The organism is Pseudomonas alkylphenolica (assembly GCF_000746525.1).
GTDB lineage: Bacteria > Pseudomonadota > Gammaproteobacteria > Pseudomonadales > Pseudomonadaceae > Aquipseudomonas > Aquipseudomonas alkylphenolica.
The window spans coordinates 2,519,705-2,535,694 of the sequence record NZ_CP009048.1; the positions used below are offsets into that span (position 1 = coordinate 2,519,705).

Here is a 15,990-nt window from a genome sequence, read left to right on the forward strand (position 1 = left end):
TGGACAGTTTCATTTGCGCCCGAAAAAAACGCCCCGCAATCGCAGGGCGTTTTTCACAAAACAACCTTCAAACCTCAGCGAATCCCCGCATTCCGCAACGCCGCTGGCGTAAAGTCCGCAAGCTTGGTCCGTCCCCCATACTGCGGCGCCAGCTTCGACTCGTTGCTCATCGTTGCCACCACATAACGACCCGCCAGAATGTCATAGAACCCCTGGGCCGCCGGAGCATTCAGACCCTTGTCATAGTTGTTGTAGGTGTAGTTCTCACCCACCCGCCACAGCTGCCCGCGACCATCATAGTGATCCACCTCGGCCAGCACCCAGGTGTCCTCATCAAAGTACATGTCGCGCTTGGCATAGATATGCCGTTGCCCGGACTTCAGCGTTGCCTGCACATGCCACACGCGGTGCAGCTCGTAGCGGGTCAGGTCCTGGTTGATGTGCCCGGGTTTGATGATGTCGGCGTACTTCAGGCTCGGCGACTGCAGCTTGTAGTTGTTGTAGGGAATGTACATTTCCTTCTTGCCCACCAGCTTCCAGTCGTAGCGGTCCGGCGAGCCGTTCATCATGTCGGCGTTGTCGGAGGTACGCAGGCCGTCAGAGACCAGGCCCGGTGCATCGTAGGCCAGCTGTGGCGCACGGCGGACCCGACGCTGTCCGGCGTTGTAGGTCCAGGCTTTGCGTGGTTCGGTGACTTGGTCGATGGTTTCATGCGCCATCGATACGGTACCGGCCAGGCGCGCCGGGGCGTTGACCGCGAAAATGTAGTAGTAAAGGATGTTCTTCGCTTCTTCCGGGTTCACGCCATCCATGTACTGCGGGAAGCTGTTCTGGTCATGGGTTTCGACGATCGAGTAGGCGCCGTCGACCTGTGGCGAGGCCTGCACCGACCAGCGCTCGACGTTGTCGCCGCGATAGCGGGTGACAAAGTTCCAGTACACCTCGACACCGCTCTTGGGGATCGGGAAGGCGTAGTAGCGCGAGCCGGCGAAGTTGCTCAGGCCGGTGCCGTCATTGACCAGCTGCACATTGACCGCGCTCTTTTTCGCGGCGGCATAGATCTCCGGGGCGACCTGAGCGGTACGGTGGCTCGGGTAGACGGGAATCTTGTAGGTATCCGGGTAGCGTTTGAACATCGCCAGCTGGCCGGGTGTGAGTTTGTCTTTGTACTGCTCGGCGTTGGCGGCGGTGATGGTGAACAGCGGTTTTTCACTGGCGAACGGATCCGCGAGAAAACCCCGGCTGTCCACGGCTGCCGCACCGGCTTTAAGGCCACCGTTCCAGGCCGGAATGCTGCCGTCGGCGTTGCCTTCTTTCTGCGCGCCCAGGGGCGTCAGGGTGGTGCCCAGCTGCGCCGCTTCCTGTTCGCTGACGGCGGCCAGGACGTTGCTGGCCAGCAGGGTGAGCGCCAGCGCGCCGACGGTGTTGATCATGCTTGCTTTCATGGATGTACCCTCTGTCGATTGCGACTCAGAAGTTGACGCCGAAGCTGAGCGAGACGTAGTCGCGGTCGGTGTTGGTGTTGTAGCGACCGCCGAAGAAGTCGGTGTAACTCAGGCTCGCGGTGTAGTTGTTCATGTAGTCGGCATCCAGTCCGACACTGATGGCTTTGGCGCCTTCCTCGAAGTTCGGGCCCCAGCCATCCACGTCATGGGACCAGGCAAGGTTCGGCGACAGGTTGATGCCGGCAATGACGTTGGGGTAGTCCAGCTTGGTGCGCACCCGGTAACCCCACGAATCGGTGGTGTAAAAGCCGTGGCTGTTGCACTCCTTTTGCGGGTTGGTGGCGGTCGCGCAAACGGTGGTGTTCTGGTTGCCGGGGAAGGCACCAGGGCCAAACACCGGGCTGCGGCCGAAGCGGACATCGGTGCCATCGGCATCGCCCAGGCCGTTGATGCGGTTGTAGCCGACCTCGCCGATCAGGGTCAGGCGGCTGGCCCCCCAGATCTGGTCGACAAAGTGGGTGGCGGTGACCTGTGCCTGCATCACCGGCATGCGTTTGTAGCCGGGCAGGTCGCCGCCCAGTGCCTGGGCGGTTTCACCGCTGGTGAACACTGGCGAGGTCTGGGTTTTGAAGTCGGTATCGGTGGACTGCAGCGCTGCCAGGTTGAGATCGGCGGTGTTTATCTGCAGCGGCATGTTCGGCCGGAAGCTGACTTCGCCACCGACCGAGGTCGCGCCCAGGGTGGTCTGGAAGCTCACCCCGTACAGGCGGATATCCTCTGGATAGTCGACGAAGTAGCGGGATGAACGCACCCGGTCGAACTGGTTCTGAACCGCGGCAAGTTGCCTGGCCGCGGCGGGCAGGGCGCCCAGCTGGTCGGCGGTGATCGGTGCCGTGGTGGTCTGCTTGAAGCTCAGGAACGGCGTGCGGCTGTGGTAGTTCATGGCGTAGAAGCCGAATTCGGTGTCGTGCAGCTCCGGGACGAACCAGCGCAAGGCCACGCCGTACTGGCCACTGTCGCGCGGGTCGTTGTCTTCCAGGCGCGGCATGTAGACGTTGTCCACGACCGTGTCACGCAGGATCTGCGCGGCGGTCGCGGTGTTTTTCGCTACACCCGGGGCCAAGTCCGGGCCGGCGAAGACCAGGCGGTCGTTGCAGCCCTGGGGCAGCGGGTCGGAGCCGAAGAAGGTGCCGCAGTTGTCGACGACCGAGTTGTCCCATTCCAGCTGGTAGAAGGCTTCGGCGTTGAGGTTCTCGCTCAGGCCCTGCGAGAGGTAGAACATGTTCACCGGCACCAGGCCTTCTTTGACCTCGGCTCCCGGGCGGCGCAGGGCGGCGACGTCGATCGGGTTGATGCTGTTGATCGAGTTGCCGATGAAGGTACTTTCGCCCCAGCTTACGACCTGTTTGCCAAGGCGCACGTTGCCGGGCAGTTCACCCAGGTTGTAGTTGTGGTAGATGAAGGCGTCGAGGAACTCGGCACCAGAGGCCTTGGCCAGGTCGTCGCGCCCGCGGTCGTCGATGTCGTAGAACGGGCGGTGCTCGTCCTTGAGTTCGAAGTCGTACCAGTACTTGCCGCGCACGAAGACACCGCTGTCGCCGTACTTGAGTTCAAGGTCATGCACGCCTTTGAAAATCTTCGAAAAGGTCTCGCCCTTCTTGAAGTTCTGACGGTTGTCATCGGCGGTGCGGGTGGCCGACTCGCCGCGCAAGCCCATGGTGTTGGCGGCGTTGATGAATTTCGGATCCGGTCCGCGCACGGCCCAGCTGGAGCCGATCGACAGCGACGAGTCGAACTGGCCTTCGATTTCACCGATCTGGAAGTCGATGGCATTGGCGCTGGTGCACGTGCCAAGGCCAACGGCAAGCGCCAGCAGGTGAGGGCGGAACTCTTTGTGCAGCGTGGTGGCGGGCCACTGGCGATGCGCGCTTGGGTGTAGGGCGAAAGTCACGTCTAGGATACCCCTGTGATCTTGTTGTTGTTCAGGTGACTGCCCGCAAACGCTAACCCCGGTGCGTTTTACCCTTCCCCCTCAAGTGGGGGGGGAGCATCGCCTTTGACCAACCCTCAGCACCCTGGCCGCCGCGCCCCCTCCACCCGGGGGGGCGGCGCTGCTCATCATTACGTGACCATCGTTAGACGGTTTGCCGCGATCGCCGCCAGGCAGGGGCGCATGGCACAGGCCTTGATAACTGACCTTGGAGAACATGATGTCGCAGAAAGTATTTGTCGCCGGTGTCGGCATGATTCCATTTGCCAAGCCTGGCCAGAGCGGGACCTACATCGAAATGGGCGCGCAAGCCATCCGCCAGGCCTTGCAGGATGCCGGCGTGGATTACCGCAAGGTCCAACAGGCGTATGCCGGGTATGTGTACGGCGACTCCACCAGCGGCCAGTCGGCGCTGTATGAGGTGGGCCTGACCGGTATCCCGGTGATCAACGTCAACAACAACTGCGGCAGCGGCTCTACCGCCCTCTACCTGGCGCGCCAGGCGGTGGAAAGCGGTGCGGTGGATTGCGCGCTGGCCTTCGGTTTCGAACAGATGCAGCCCGGTGCCCTGAAGTCGCACTGGCTCGACCGTCCGATCACCTACGGCAAGGGCCATGAAGTGGCCGACGCGATCTTCCCCGAAGGCCGCGATATGCCGGATGCGCTGAAGTTCTTCGGCGGCGCCGGTCGCGAGCATATGGAAAAGTACGGCACCCGAATGGAAACCTTCGCGGCGATCCGCGCCAAGGCCAGCCGCCATGCCGCCAACAACCCGTTGTCGGTGTTCAAGAAGGTCGTGACCACCGAAGAAGTGATGGCCGACCAGGTGATTTTCCCCGGCGTCATGACCCGTTTGATGGCTTGCCCGCCGACCTGCGGTGGTGCCGCCGCGATCGTGGTTTCCGAGCGCTTCGCCAAGCAGCACGGTCTGCGTACCGACGTGTGCATCCTTGCCCAGGCGCTGGTGACCGATCAGCCTGAGGCCTTCGAGCCGCCGTCGCTGATCAGCATTGTCGGCGTCGGCATGACCCGCCAGGCCGCTACCGAGGTGTACGAGAAAGCCGGTGTCGGCCCGGAAGACATCCGCGTTTGCGAGCTGCACGACTGCTTCGCCCACAACGAACTGCTGACTTACGAAGGCCTGGGTTTCTGTCCGGAAGGTGGCGCCGAGCGCTTCGTGATGGATGGCGACAACACGTATGGCGGCCAGGTGGTGATCAATCCGTCCGGTGGCCTGCTGTCCAAAGGTCATCCGCTGGGCGCCACGGGCCTGGCCCAGTGCTACGAGCTGACCCATCAGCTGCGCGGCACTGCCGACAAGCGCCAGGTGGCCAACCTGCAGCACGCCCTGCAGCACAACCTGGGCCTGGGCGGCGCCGGCATCGTGACCCTGTTCGGTCGCGCCTGACGATACTGCGCGCCCGTCATGGGCGCGCGTTTGCACTGACTGACAGGAATACCTGAGATGGCAGACACGAGTCTGATCGGCCGTTCACTGGGTGTGACCACCTGTGAAGTTGAAAAGGGCCGCCTGCGTTTTTTTGCCAAGGCGATTGGCGAGACCGACCCGGTTTACACCGACGAAGCGCTTGCCCGGCAAGCCGGACACCGGTCGCTGCCGGTGCCGCCCAGCTTCCTGATGTGTCTGGAAGCCGAAGGGCGCGACACCGATCACATCGTCCAGGAGGTTTTTGGCTTTGACCTGGGGCGCATCCTCCATGCTGAACAGGGTTTCGACTATCACGGCATGGCTTACGCCGGCGACGTGCTGACCTTCGATACCCGGGTGCTGGACGTTTACCAGAAAAAAGGCGGGGCGCTGACCTTCGTGGTGCAACAGACCCGCGTGAGCAATCAGGATGGCCAGCACATCGCCGACATCCATTCATCCCTGGTCCAGCGCTGAGGAGCCGGCAATGAACCCTATTCAATGGCGCGATGTGCAGGTCGGCTTCGAGTTGCCATCGCTGACTTTGCCAGCGGTCAATCGCACCACACTGGCGCTGTACGCCGGTGCCTCCGGCGACCATAACCAGGTGCACATCGACCTGGACTTCGCCCGCAAGGCGCGCCAGCCCGATGTGTTCGCCCACGGCATGCTTTCGGTGGCCTACCTTGGCCGCCTGCTCACGGCGTGGGTGGCGCAAGCGCAGATCCGCAGCTTGTCGGTGCGCTTCACCGGCATTACCCAGTTGGGGCATGTGCCTACCTGCAGCGCCAGGGTCATCGAGCGTTTCGAGGCCGCGGGTGAACAGCGTGTGCGCCTGGCGATCCGCTGCGCCAATCAATACGGCGACGACAAACTGGTTGGCGAAGCCGTCGTGGCGCTGACCTGAACCCTCTAAAAACAAGGAATATCCCGATGAGCAAACTCACAGGCAAAGTCGCCCTGGTAACCGGCTCCGGCCGTGGCATTGGCCGTAGCGTGGCCTTGAAACTGGCCGCCGATGGCGCGCGCGTGGTGGTCAATGACCTGGATGCCGGCCCGGCTGAAGAAGTGGTTGCCGAGATCCGCGCCGCTGGCGGCGAAGCCGTGGCCTGCGTCGGCAGTGTCACCGCTGTCGATTTCGCCGATCGCTTCGTCAAGACCGCCGTCGACAACTACGGCGGCATCGACATCATCGTCAACAACGCCGGCTACACCTGGGACAACGTGATCCAGAAAATGAGCGATGAGCAGTGGTACGCCATCCTCGACTGCCATATCACCGCGCCGTTTCGCATTCTGCGCGCCGCGCAGCCGATCATCAGCGCCATGGCCAAGCAAGAGGCCGCCGAAGGCCGTGTGGTCAATCGCAAAGTGGTGAACGTCTCGTCGGTATCGGCCAGCGGCAACCCGGGGCAGGTCAACTACTCAACCGCCAAAGCCGGAGTGCTGGGCATGACCAAGTGCCTGGCCAAGGAATGGGGGCGGATGAAGGTCAACGTCAACGCCGTTGCTTTCGGCCATATCGAAACCCGCCAGACCCAGCCGGTGGAAGGCGACCCGAACTTCATCAACATCGAAGGCCGTGAGATCAAGGTGGGCATCAGCCCGGCCATCGTCGAGCAGTCGAAAAGCCTGATTCCGCTGGGCCGTCCTGGCAACACCGAGGAAGCGGCGGGCGCGGTGTACCTGTTCTGCATTCCGGAGTCCGATTACGTCAGCGGCCAGGTGCTGGTGTGCGGTGGCGGCCTGGGCAACGTCTGAGAACGGTTGCGGGGCGCTGCGGCGCTCCGCAACACGGGAGTGCATAGCGATGACACAGTCTATTGGCGGTCAGCCGAAGCGCCGACTGCTCCATAGCCGCCAGGTTGTCTGCACCGGCTTTGAGCGCGATGACGGCCTGTTGGATATCGAGGGCCGCCTGCTCGACACCAAAGGCGTTGATACCGACTTCCCCTACGGCACCATCCCGGCCAATGGCGTACTGCATTACATGCGCATCGTCATGACCATCGACCGCGCGCTGGTGATCCAGCAGATAAAAGCCGTTTCCGAGCAGGCGCCGACACCGGTGTGCAGCCAGATCAACCGCGCCTATGCGGCATTGGTGGGGGTGAGCATCGGTCCGGGCTTTCGCAAACGGGTTGCCGAGCGGGTAGGGGGCGTGAAGGGTTGCACCCACCTGACCGAATTGCTCGGGCCCATGGCAACCACCGCGATCCAGACCCTGGCGCCGCTGCTGCACCTGCGTCAGCGTCAGCGCGCCGCGCTGGATAGCGATTATCAGCTGCCACAGCATTGGGTGATCGGCACCTGCCATGCCTATCACCCTGATGGCGATGCCGCCCGACGTGCCAATGAATGGCAACCGATCGCTGATCCAGCGCCGCGCTGAACCCTCACAAGGAGTACCCGGTGAACACAATTACAATAAAACGCTTCGTTTTACTGGCCGCCCTGGCGCTGTTCAGCCATGCGCAACTGTCCGTCGCCGAGGCCCTGACGCCGAGCGAGGCACGTAGCATCGCCAAGCAGGCCTATACCTATGGGTTTCCGTTGGTGGATCACTACCGCGTCCAGTACACCTATTTCCACGACCGGCAACACCCAGAGTTCAAAGCGCCGTGGAATACACTGCATAACACGGCGCGCATTTACACGCCGGACGACAAGGCCTATCCGACGCCCAATGCCGACACGCCATACTCCCAGCTTGGCGCAGACCTGGGCAGCGAACCGCTGGTGCTGACCATGCCCGTGGTCGAAGACGGGCGCTATTATTCGGCGCAGTTCGTCGATGCCTACACCCATAACTTCGGATATGTCGGCAGCCGTACTACCGGCAACGGCGGGGGTACCTTTCTGCTCGTTGGCCCGGACTGGCAAGGCAGCGTGCCGCCGGGTATCGATCGCGTGCTGCGCTCTGAAACCCGCTTCGCTTTTGTCTTCTACCGCACCCAGCTACGCGGCGCCGACGACCTGGAGAATGTGAAAAAGGTCCAGGCCGGCTACAAGGTACAAACGCTCTCGGCGTTCCTTGGTCAGCCCGCGCCGGCAGCGGCCCCTGCGATCAACTTTCCGCCACCGCTCAGCGCCGAAGCCGAGCGCAGCGACCTGGCGTTCTTCAAACAGTTGAACTTTGTCCTCGGGCTTTCGCCGATCCATCCTTCGGAACAAAGCCTGATGCAGCGCTTTGCAAAACTGGGCATTGGTCCTGGGCTGAGCTTTGATGAGCAGGCATTGCCGGTGGAGATTCGCGAGGCGATCCGCGCCGGTATTGCAGATGCCTGGCAGGACTTCGAGGCGCTCGGGCAGCAGGTTGCGCGTGGCGAGATATCGACTTCGCGCTTTCTCGGCAGCCGCGAGTTTCTTGCCAACAACTACCTGTACCGCATGCGGGCAACCGTCACCGGCCTGTATGGCAACGACCGCGAAGAGACGCTCTATCCACCGTTCTACCTCGATGCCCAGGGGCAGAAACTCGACGCTTCGCGCCATCGCTACACCTTGCGCTTTGCGCCGGGGCAGCTGCCACCGGTGAATGCCTTCTGGTCGCTGACCCTGTATGACGCCAAGCGCTTGCTGGTCGCCAACCCGTTGAACCGCTACCTGATCAACTCGCCGATGCTGGGCAACCTCAAGCGCGATGCCGATGGAGGATTGACCCTGTACATCCAGCATCAGCAGCCGGCCGCCGAGCAGTTGGCCAACTGGTTACCGGCGCCCGATGGCCCGTTCTACCTGGCCGGCCGGCTTTACTGGCCCAAGGCCGAGGCGCTTGACGGGCGCTGGCAAGCGCCGAAAGTCGAACGGTACTAGTGGGAACAATACTGTCTGTGGGAGCGGGCTTGCCCCGCGAAGCAATGTAGCTGACACACCGCAATCGCGGGGCAAGCCCGCTCCCACCGGGGGGGGGCACCCAAAAACAACCATAGCCTTCACCCCACCGGGCTCTGGCAGAACTCCAGAAATCGCGCCAGGCCGCGGGTCGGCTGCTTGTCCTTGTGGACCACCCGGTACAGGGTGCACAACAGGCCCAGGGCAAGTTCGCCGCGCACCATCACTCGCGTACCCAGCTTCCCTACAGCCTGCTTACCGGCGTCACCGGCAGCCTGGCGTTGGCAGCGCTGGCCCTGTGGCTGTCGTCTTCGCCGCTGCTGCACGGTAGCGGGATCGGCACGCTGACCCTGGCCATGCTGCTGGGATTGGCGGTCGGCAACCTGGTGCCGGGCACGGTGCACCGTGCGGCTGCGGCCGGTGTTCAGCTGTGCAAGCAGCCTGTGCTGCGCCTGGGCGTGGCGCTGTATGGCTTCCGGCTGACCGTGCAACAGGTGCAGGCCCTCGGTGTACAGGCGTTCGTCACCGATGCACTGCTGATTCTCTCGACCATCAGCCTGGCCATCTGGCTGGGCACCCGGGTGCTGGGCATGGAGCGTGGCACCGCCGTACTGATCGGCGCCGGTCATGCGATCTGTGGCGCTGCGGCGATCCTGGCCAGTGCCGGGGTGGTCAGGGCGCGCAATGACCAGGTGGCGATTGCTTGCGTGGTGCTGTTCGGCACCCTTGGCATGCTGCTCTATCCCTGGTTGTTCACCCTGATGCCGACCCTGTTCGGCGATAGCCATGGCTTCGGCATCTTTACCGGCGCGACCCTGCATGAAGTGGCCCAGGTGGTTGCCGCAGGCCAGGCCATGGACCCGCAGGCGGCCGAGGCAGCGGTGGTCGCGAAACTGATCCAGGTGTTGCTGCTGGCGCCTTTCGTGCTTGGCCTGGGCGTGTGGTTGAGCCGCAAGTCCGAGGGTGGGCAGCGCACTGCTGCGGTAAAAGTGCCGCTTTTTGTCCTCGGCTTTATCGCCTGCATGCTGATCAACTCGTGGCTGGCGCTGGATCAGAGTGTGCATCAGGCCCTGGTCAGCTTCGATGACCTGTTGCTGGCCGCAGCCATGGCGGCCCTGGGATTCAGTACGCGCTTGATCGATTTGCGCAAGGCGGGGCTTAAACCGTTGATTCTGGCTGCGGCGTTGACGCTGCAACTGATGATTGTGGGAGGTGCCTTGACCCTGCTGTAAATCGTGTAGCAGTCAGCAGTTGAAATCGGCCCGGCACGATCGATTTGGCCGATTACACTGTTGAAACCGCCACACATCGAGTACCTGGAATGGGCTGCGTGCTGATTGGTCATGCTGCTTGGCTGGAGGGCCGCCTGTTGGCGAGCCTGGCGTTGTCGGTTCGCGCCGTCGAGGTTTCGCAGGGCTGGGGCCGTCAGCCATGAGCAGCCAGGGACGGGGCATCTCGCTGCAATGGCTGGTGGCGCTGGCGATCATGCTGGGCATGTTGCTGCTCGGCGTCGGCCTGGCCTGGCAGGGCTATCGCGGGATACAGCAGACGTTGGTGGCGGCCACTGGCGATGCCGCCCAGCAGCTGGGCAAGACGATTGACGAACGCGCCCGGCGCTTGGTCGATCCGGCGCAGAGCAGTATCCGGCTGCTGGCTTTCAACCCGACTGCCGGCAACCTGACGCAGCGCCTGGAGCGGCTTGCGCAACTGGTCGAGAGCCTGAACGCCAACAAGATGCTCAGCGCCGTTTACGTTGGTTATCCCAATGGCGAGTTCCTCCTGGTCCGCAGGCTCCGGGATCCGCAACTGCAGCAGCGCTTCGCCGCGCCGCCAGGTGCTGCGTTCCTGGTGCAGAGCATCAGCGCAGGCGCCGACGGTGCGATGCTGGGCGAATGGCGTTTCTACGACCAGGCGCTGACCCTGCTCAAAACCGAGGTCAAGCCGGAGTATCACTTCGACCCACGCCAGCGCCCCTGGTTCGTCGAAGCCTCCGCACGCTCGACCACCGTACTGACCCGCCCCTATGTGTTTTTCACCACCCGCGAGATCGGCCTGACCATGGCGCAGCGCAGCGTCGACGGCGCGGCGGTGATCGGCATGGATGTCTCGGTCGACGATCTGGCCAGTGAGAGCCGGGACCTGCGCATGACCGCTGGCACCGAGATCGCCGTGGTTGACGATCAAGGCAGTGTGGTGGCCTATCCGGACCTGCAGCGGGTCATCGTGCATGAGGGGCAGGCTGTGCGACTGTCGCGTATCAGCGAGCTGGGTATTCCCAGCCTGGAGCGTATCTACGCCGACCTGCCCCAGGGCACTGCGCTGCAGCCTTATCAGGTGCAGGGGCAAACCTGGTACGGCATGCGCACGCAGCTTACGACCCTGGCCGGACAGGATCTGCAGGTACTGATTGCCGTGCCGGCCCACGAGCTGCTGGCCGGTGCGCGCAAGGTGCTGTTCGAGCAACTGCTGTGGACGGCGGTGCTGATGGGCGTGTTACTGCTGCTCGGCGGCCTGCTCGGTCGACGTATCGGCCGCCCGCTGCGTTTGCTGGCCGATCAGGTGCGAGCCCTGGCCGGTTTCGATTTCAGCCGCGAGGTGGGCGTCACGTCGCGGGTGTCCGAGGTGCGTGAACTGAGCCGGGTGCTGAGCCGCATGTCGGGAACCATCCGCAACTTCCAGGCGATCACCCTCACGCTCAGCCGTGAGAGCCAGCTGGAGCGCATGCTCGACGGGGTACTCAGCCATCTGGTGGACGCCGCTGGCGTCAGTGCTGGCGCGGTGTACCTGTTCGATGCCGAGCATGCGCTGCTGCGCCTGGCCGCCTCCTGCCGGGGCGAGGGTTACCCTGAGGAGCTAAGGATCGGCGAACGCGATCACGAGGATCTGCCAGCCGCCGTGACACAAGCGATGGCGCTACAGGGGCACAGCCTCGCGGTGGTGCTCAATGACCGAAGTCAGGCGCTGCTCGGCATTCTGGTCTTGCAGCTGGAGAATGAGCAGGCGCGCGATGAAGTGCACGAACCGTTCCGGCGCTTTGTCGAGGAGTTGTCCGGCGCTGCCGCCGTGGCCATCGAGACACGCCAGTTGATCGAAGCCCAGCAACGCTTGCTGGATGCCATGATCAAACTGCTGGCCGATGCCATCGACGCCAAGAGTCCCTACACCGGTGGCCATTGCGAACGCGTACCGCAACTGGCGCAGATGCTGCTGGACAAGGCCGTGCAGGCCGACAGCGGCCCCTATGCCGACTTCAGCATGAGCGAGGCCGAGCGCTACGAGTTCCGGGTGGCGGCCTGGCTTCACGATTGCGGCAAGGTCACCAGCCCCGAATATGTGGTGGACAAGGCGACCAAGCTGGAGACTCTGTACAACCGCATCCATGAGGTACGCATGCGTTTTGAGGTGCTCTGGCGCGATGCCGAGCTGGCTTACTGGCAAGGCCTGGCCAGCGGCGCCGATCAGCAGGCGCTGCAACGGACGCTGGAGCGCTGCCAGGCTCAACTGCAGGAGGAGTTCGCCTTCGTCGCCAAAACCAATATCGGTGGTGAGTTCATGCAGGATGACGACGTCGAGCGTTTACAGCGGATCGGCCAGCGCCGCTGGCAGCGGCACTTCGACAACCGGCTGGGCATTTCGCGTGACGAAGAAGAGCGCTTTGCCGGTGTACCGCAGGTGCAGTTGCCAGTGGATGAACCGCTACTGGCCGACCGCAGCGAGCACCGGGTGCCCTGGGGCCCGCGCAAGCCACCGGTGGCCAGGGACGATCCGCGCAACGTCTGGGGCTTCGACATGCGCCTGCCGGCCAATGCCAGCAACTACGGCGAGCTGTACAACTTGTCGATCCGCCGCGGCACGCTGAACGACGAGGAACGATTCAAGATCAACGAACATATCGTGCAGACCATCATCATGCTCTCGTCCCTGCCGTTTCCGCGCCAGCTCAGGCGCGTCCCGGCGATCGCCGGCAACCATCACGAGAAAATGGACGGCAGCGGTTATCCGCGTCGGCTGGGCAAGGATGAGCTGAGCATCGCCGAGCGGGTGATGGCAATCGCCGACATCTTCGAAGCGTTGACGGCCGCCGACCGGCCGTACAAGGCGCCGAAAGCTTTGTCCGAGTCGGTGAAGATCCTGGTCTTCATGGCCCGCGATAACCACATCGATGGGCAACTGCTGCAGCTGTTCCTGAGCAGCGGCGTGTATCGCCAGTACGGTGAGCGGTTCCTGCGTGCCGAGCAGATCGATGAGGTGGATGTGGACTATTGGTTGGCGCAGCTACAGGGCACGATTTTTTCGTGACCTGAAGGGTAAAGCGCAAAAGGTGTCCTAGACTTCAGGCTTAAAGGGATTGACCTGATAAAAATTTTACCGCTGCGATTGCTCAAAGAGTGAGTGCACATATGAATGGTAGTTCCGCAGCGGGCTCTCGATTAAGCGTACTTGACGGATGGCGCGGCATTAGCATTTTGCTGGTGCTGGCGTGTCACTTGCTGCCACTCGGGCCAAAGCCATGGCAAATGAATTCCGCCGCAGGCGTGATGGGCATGGCGATATTCTTTACCCTGTCGGGATTTCTGATCACAAGTTTTCTGCTCAACAACAGCAGCGTCGTTGATTTTTTAATTCGCAGGATCTTCCGGATTGTGCCGCTCGCCTGGTTGTACATGGCCATTGCTTTGTTTGTCATGAACAGTCCTCCGGAATTCTACATTACAAACTTCCTGTTCGTTGCCAACTGGCCGCCGATGTGGCTTGGCAGTGCAAATGGTCACCTCTGGAGTTTGTGCATGGAGGTCCAGTTTTATCTGGCCATCGCGTTGCTGGTGGTGCTGATGAGAAACAAGTGGATGCTGCTGATCCCTTTTTTCTGCATCGCCGTGACGATGTACCGCGTCATCAATGAAGTCCATGTCGCCATCAATACCTATTACCGCATTGATGAAATATTGGCAGGGTGCATACTGGCACTGGTATACAACGGCAAGCTGGGCGACAGCCTGATGCACTATGCGAAACAAATGTGGATTGCGCAAATAGTTCTAGCGCTGCTGTTTGTTGTGTCCAGTCACCCCGAAGCGGGCTTCATGAACTACTTGCGCCCCTATTTTGCTGCGGCAATGGTGGGCAGCACGTTATACAATGGGCGGACGCTGGTTGCCCAGCTTCTGAATACGCGCATTCTGTTTTATATCGCCACTATCTCGTATGCACTCTACGTTGTTCACCCGCTGCTGGAGCAGACCTGGTTGGGGAGCGGGGATACCCTGGTCAAATATTTGAAGCGGCCTCTGTTGTTTGCTGCAGTTTTTATCACTGCGCATATTTCGACTTTCTACTATGAAAAATGGTGGATTGCGTTTGGCAAGACATTTTCCCGGAAAGTGGTTAGCCAGTCTGTTACCAGCTAAACCGGTACACAGCACCAGCGGCGCCTGGAGGCTCGGTGGGAGCGGGCTAGCCCCGCGATGCTGGCTATGGGGATTGTCTGTCATGCTGCCATGACCCTCTCGCGGGGCAAGCCCGCTCCCACTTGGTCTTGCGTATACACCAGAGTGGTCACTCCGACCGGGTGGTAAATAAACCCAAACACACCCAAATGAGGGGATTTTCTGGGGCACGAATTGAGCGCGACTGGGTCTGCGCTCAGGAGTCGTGGGGCTATCGGGCTTGGCATGAAGCGTGCTTATTCAATAATGGAAATTGCAATTCTTCTCTCAAAAGATGGATTGGACCATAAAATGCAAATAATTAGAGATTCCTTTAAAAGTTGTGTGCCATGGACTCTCAACTTGTGGCCTATCAAAAGCATTACCTCGCGTTTGACGGAACTAAAAACAGCCCGAAGATACTCGTTGCTTACCGGGCTAAGTACAATTTTTGTCGCAAGTTTCCTTGGGCTTGTTGCTACCATCTTTATCGTCAGTGAAAGTACCCAGAGAAATACAGTGCTCACCGCCAGATTTATCCAGGCCTTGGGGGCCGTGGAGGTGAGCAGCATGGGCCTGGCCGGGTATCAGACTAGCGACGTACTTGACTCGCGCGAAGACAGTGGCCTGTCTGCGGAAGTCCAGGTTAATCGCCAGAAGTCGCGGCACGTATTCTTTGAGAGTCTCAATAGTATTGCCAATCAGTCAGATGCGTTATTGATCAACGTTTATGCGCCCGACAATGTCATTGTTTGGTCGAGCAACCAAAAACTGATCGGTCAGCGCTTCCCTAACGACGAGGAGCTTGATGGTGCTGCACTTACCAAAGACGGAGTTGTTACCAGCTACCACGAAGTAAAACAAAGCCGAGAGGAACAGCAGTTCGTTCGAAAACCAAGTAACATATTTGTGGAGCATTACATTCCGCTGGTAAATTCAGCGGGGAAGGTGCCTTCAGTTGTTGAGTTCTATACAGAACCACCCAGCTGGCTCGTCAATACTCGATCGGGTTATCTGCTGGTATGGTTAGCCTGCTCGATTGGCGCAGCTTTGATTTATCTAGGCCTTCTCTCCTTTATTGACAAGCGTGGCGGCGTATTACCTTCAAGGATCCAGCAAAACATTGACAGCGAAATGGCGGCCTTACTTAACGAAGTGTCTACCGTCGTGGCTCATAACTTACGCAATCCGCTCGCCGTTGTTCGCTCCAGTGCCGAACTGGCCCTGGAGGTCGGGAGCCAGGCTGCCTGCAAAAACATCGGGGATATCATCAGCCAAGTCGATCGCATGTCGAAATGGATCAAAGAACTACATGTTGCGTCCACATCCCTGAAGGGGGAAATCGGCAAGGTCGATCCGGTAGAGGCCGTACTTGAGACCTTACGAAATTTTGAACTGCCATTATGCAATGCCAATGTGCATGTGGAATTTTCAGCAACCAGCACGCCGCCGGTAACAGGTCATCACCCGCTGCTTGTTCAAATGTTGGACAGTCTGGTATCCAATGCCATTGATGCGATGCCAGACGGGGGGAGTCTGTACATAGAAATAAACCAGAGTTCATTCAGGCGCTTGAACATAGTGCTTCGTGACACTGGCAAAGGCATGACCACCGCCCAGCAGAAAGCGTTGTTTCGGCCTCGTTGTTCCGTCAAACACGGAGGGCTTGGTATCGGGTTAATGTTGGTGAAACTGATAATGAAACGCTTTGGCGGTCACGCTAGCCTGACCAGTAGCAAAAGCAAAGGCACCACCGTCAACTTGTGCTTTCGGATGGCAAGCACAAGCAGTGGCTAGTGTTCACGCTTCGTCGGAAAAGTGTCTCTGAGCCAGATTCGGAGGGACAATCGAGAGCGATCTTCATAT

12 protein-coding genes are annotated in these 15,990 nt (G+C 60.8%); 10 read left to right on the forward strand and 2 right to left on the reverse strand.

Translation table 11 applies throughout. The annotated features are described in order from the left end of the window. Positions 1-74 precede the first annotated feature (74 nt). Together PSAKL28_RS11625 and PSAKL28_RS11630 are read right to left on the reverse strand one after the other, a co-directional pair. A complete protein-coding gene (locus PSAKL28_RS11625) occupies positions 75-1,445 on the reverse strand; it encodes a DUF1329 domain-containing protein (protein WP_038610347.1) in 1,371 nt (456 codons plus the stop codon). Positions 1,446-1,470: 25 nt separating this feature from the next. Next, positions 1,471-3,345: a DUF1302 domain-containing protein gene (locus PSAKL28_RS11630; protein WP_038616542.1), complete on the reverse strand. Its 1,875-nt coding sequence runs from the start codon at positions 3,343-3,345 to the stop codon at positions 1,471-1,473. 310 nt (positions 3,346-3,655) lie between these two features. Here PSAKL28_RS11630 and PSAKL28_RS11635 point away from each other — a divergent pair, with 310 nt between their 5' ends. From PSAKL28_RS11635 to PSAKL28_RS11680, 10 genes are all read left to right on the forward strand, one after another. Continuing rightward, a complete protein-coding gene (locus PSAKL28_RS11635; RefSeq protein WP_038610348.1) occupies positions 3,656-4,843 on the forward strand; it encodes a lipid-transfer protein in 1,188 nt (395 codons plus the stop codon). Positions 4,844-4,900: 57 nt separating this feature from the next. Continuing rightward, a complete protein-coding gene (locus tag PSAKL28_RS11640; protein ID WP_038610349.1) occupies positions 4,901-5,341 on the forward strand; it encodes a MaoC family dehydratase N-terminal domain-containing protein in 441 nt (146 codons plus the stop codon). 10 nt (positions 5,342-5,351) lie between these two features. Continuing rightward, positions 5,352-5,771, forward strand: coding sequence for a MaoC family dehydratase (locus PSAKL28_RS11645; RefSeq protein ID WP_038610350.1), 420 nt, complete (start codon positions 5,352-5,354; stop codon positions 5,769-5,771). 26 nt (positions 5,772-5,797) lie between these two features. Beyond that, positions 5,798-6,625, forward strand: a complete 828-nt coding sequence (locus PSAKL28_RS11650) for an SDR family NAD(P)-dependent oxidoreductase (RefSeq protein ID WP_038610353.1) — start codon at positions 5,798-5,800, stop codon at positions 6,623-6,625. Positions 6,626-6,674: 49 nt separating this feature from the next. Continuing rightward, positions 6,675-7,256 (forward strand): DUF2889 domain-containing protein, encoded by a 582-nt coding sequence (locus PSAKL28_RS11655; protein ID WP_038610356.1) that lies wholly within the window; start codon positions 6,675-6,677, stop codon positions 7,254-7,256. 20 nt (positions 7,257-7,276) lie between these two features. Further along, positions 7,277-8,680, forward strand: coding sequence for a DUF1254 domain-containing protein (locus PSAKL28_RS11660; protein WP_038610360.1), 1,404 nt, complete (start codon positions 7,277-7,279; stop codon positions 8,678-8,680). Positions 8,681-8,865: 185 nt separating this feature from the next. Then, positions 8,866-9,930 (forward strand): YeiH family protein, encoded by a 1,065-nt coding sequence (locus tag PSAKL28_RS11665; protein ID WP_084589099.1) that lies wholly within the window; start codon positions 8,866-8,868, stop codon positions 9,928-9,930. A gap of 199 nt (positions 9,931-10,129) precedes the next feature. Next, positions 10,130-12,997 carry an HD domain-containing phosphohydrolase gene (locus PSAKL28_RS11670; protein WP_038610362.1) on the forward strand — a complete coding sequence of 956 codons (2,868 nt, stop codon included), beginning with the start codon at positions 10,130-10,132 and terminating at the stop codon, positions 12,995-12,997. A 101-nt stretch (positions 12,998-13,098) separates the two neighbouring features. Further along, entirely contained in the window at positions 13,099-14,106 is a 1,008-nt protein-coding gene (locus PSAKL28_RS11675) for an acyltransferase family protein (RefSeq protein ID WP_038610364.1), read from the forward strand. A 264-nt stretch (positions 14,107-14,370) separates the two neighbouring features. Beyond that, positions 14,371-15,921 carry a sensor histidine kinase gene (locus PSAKL28_RS11680; protein ID WP_257011882.1) on the forward strand — a complete coding sequence of 517 codons (1,551 nt, stop codon included), beginning with the start codon at positions 14,371-14,373 and terminating at the stop codon, positions 15,919-15,921. Positions 15,922-15,990 lie beyond the last annotated feature (69 nt).

Bases quoted from the DNA above. Each gene is read 5' to 3' on its own strand.
- PSAKL28_RS11625 (WP_038610347.1), bottom strand. From the start codon at position 1,445: ATGAAAGCAAGCATGATCAACACCGTCGGCGCGCTGGCGCTCACCCTG.
- PSAKL28_RS11635 (WP_038610348.1), top strand. From the start codon at position 3,656: ATGTCGCAGAAAGTATTTGTCGCCGGTGTCGGCATGATTCCATTTGCC.
- PSAKL28_RS11640 (WP_038610349.1), top strand. From the start codon at position 4,901: ATGGCAGACACGAGTCTGATCGGCCGTTCACTGGGTGTGACCACCTGT.
- PSAKL28_RS11645 (WP_038610350.1), top strand. From the start codon at position 5,352: ATGAACCCTATTCAATGGCGCGATGTGCAGGTCGGCTTCGAGTTGCCA.
- PSAKL28_RS11650 (WP_038610353.1), top strand. From the start codon at position 5,798: ATGAGCAAACTCACAGGCAAAGTCGCCCTGGTAACCGGCTCCGGCCGT.
- PSAKL28_RS11655 (WP_038610356.1), top strand. From the start codon at position 6,675: ATGACACAGTCTATTGGCGGTCAGCCGAAGCGCCGACTGCTCCATAGC.
- PSAKL28_RS11670 (WP_038610362.1), top strand. From the start codon at position 10,130: ATGAGCAGCCAGGGACGGGGCATCTCGCTGCAATGGCTGGTGGCGCTG.
- PSAKL28_RS11675 (WP_038610364.1), top strand. From the start codon at position 13,099: ATGAATGGTAGTTCCGCAGCGGGCTCTCGATTAAGCGTACTTGACGGA.
- PSAKL28_RS11680 (WP_257011882.1), top strand. From the start codon at position 14,371: ATGAAGCGTGCTTATTCAATAATGGAAATTGCAATTCTTCTCTCAAAA.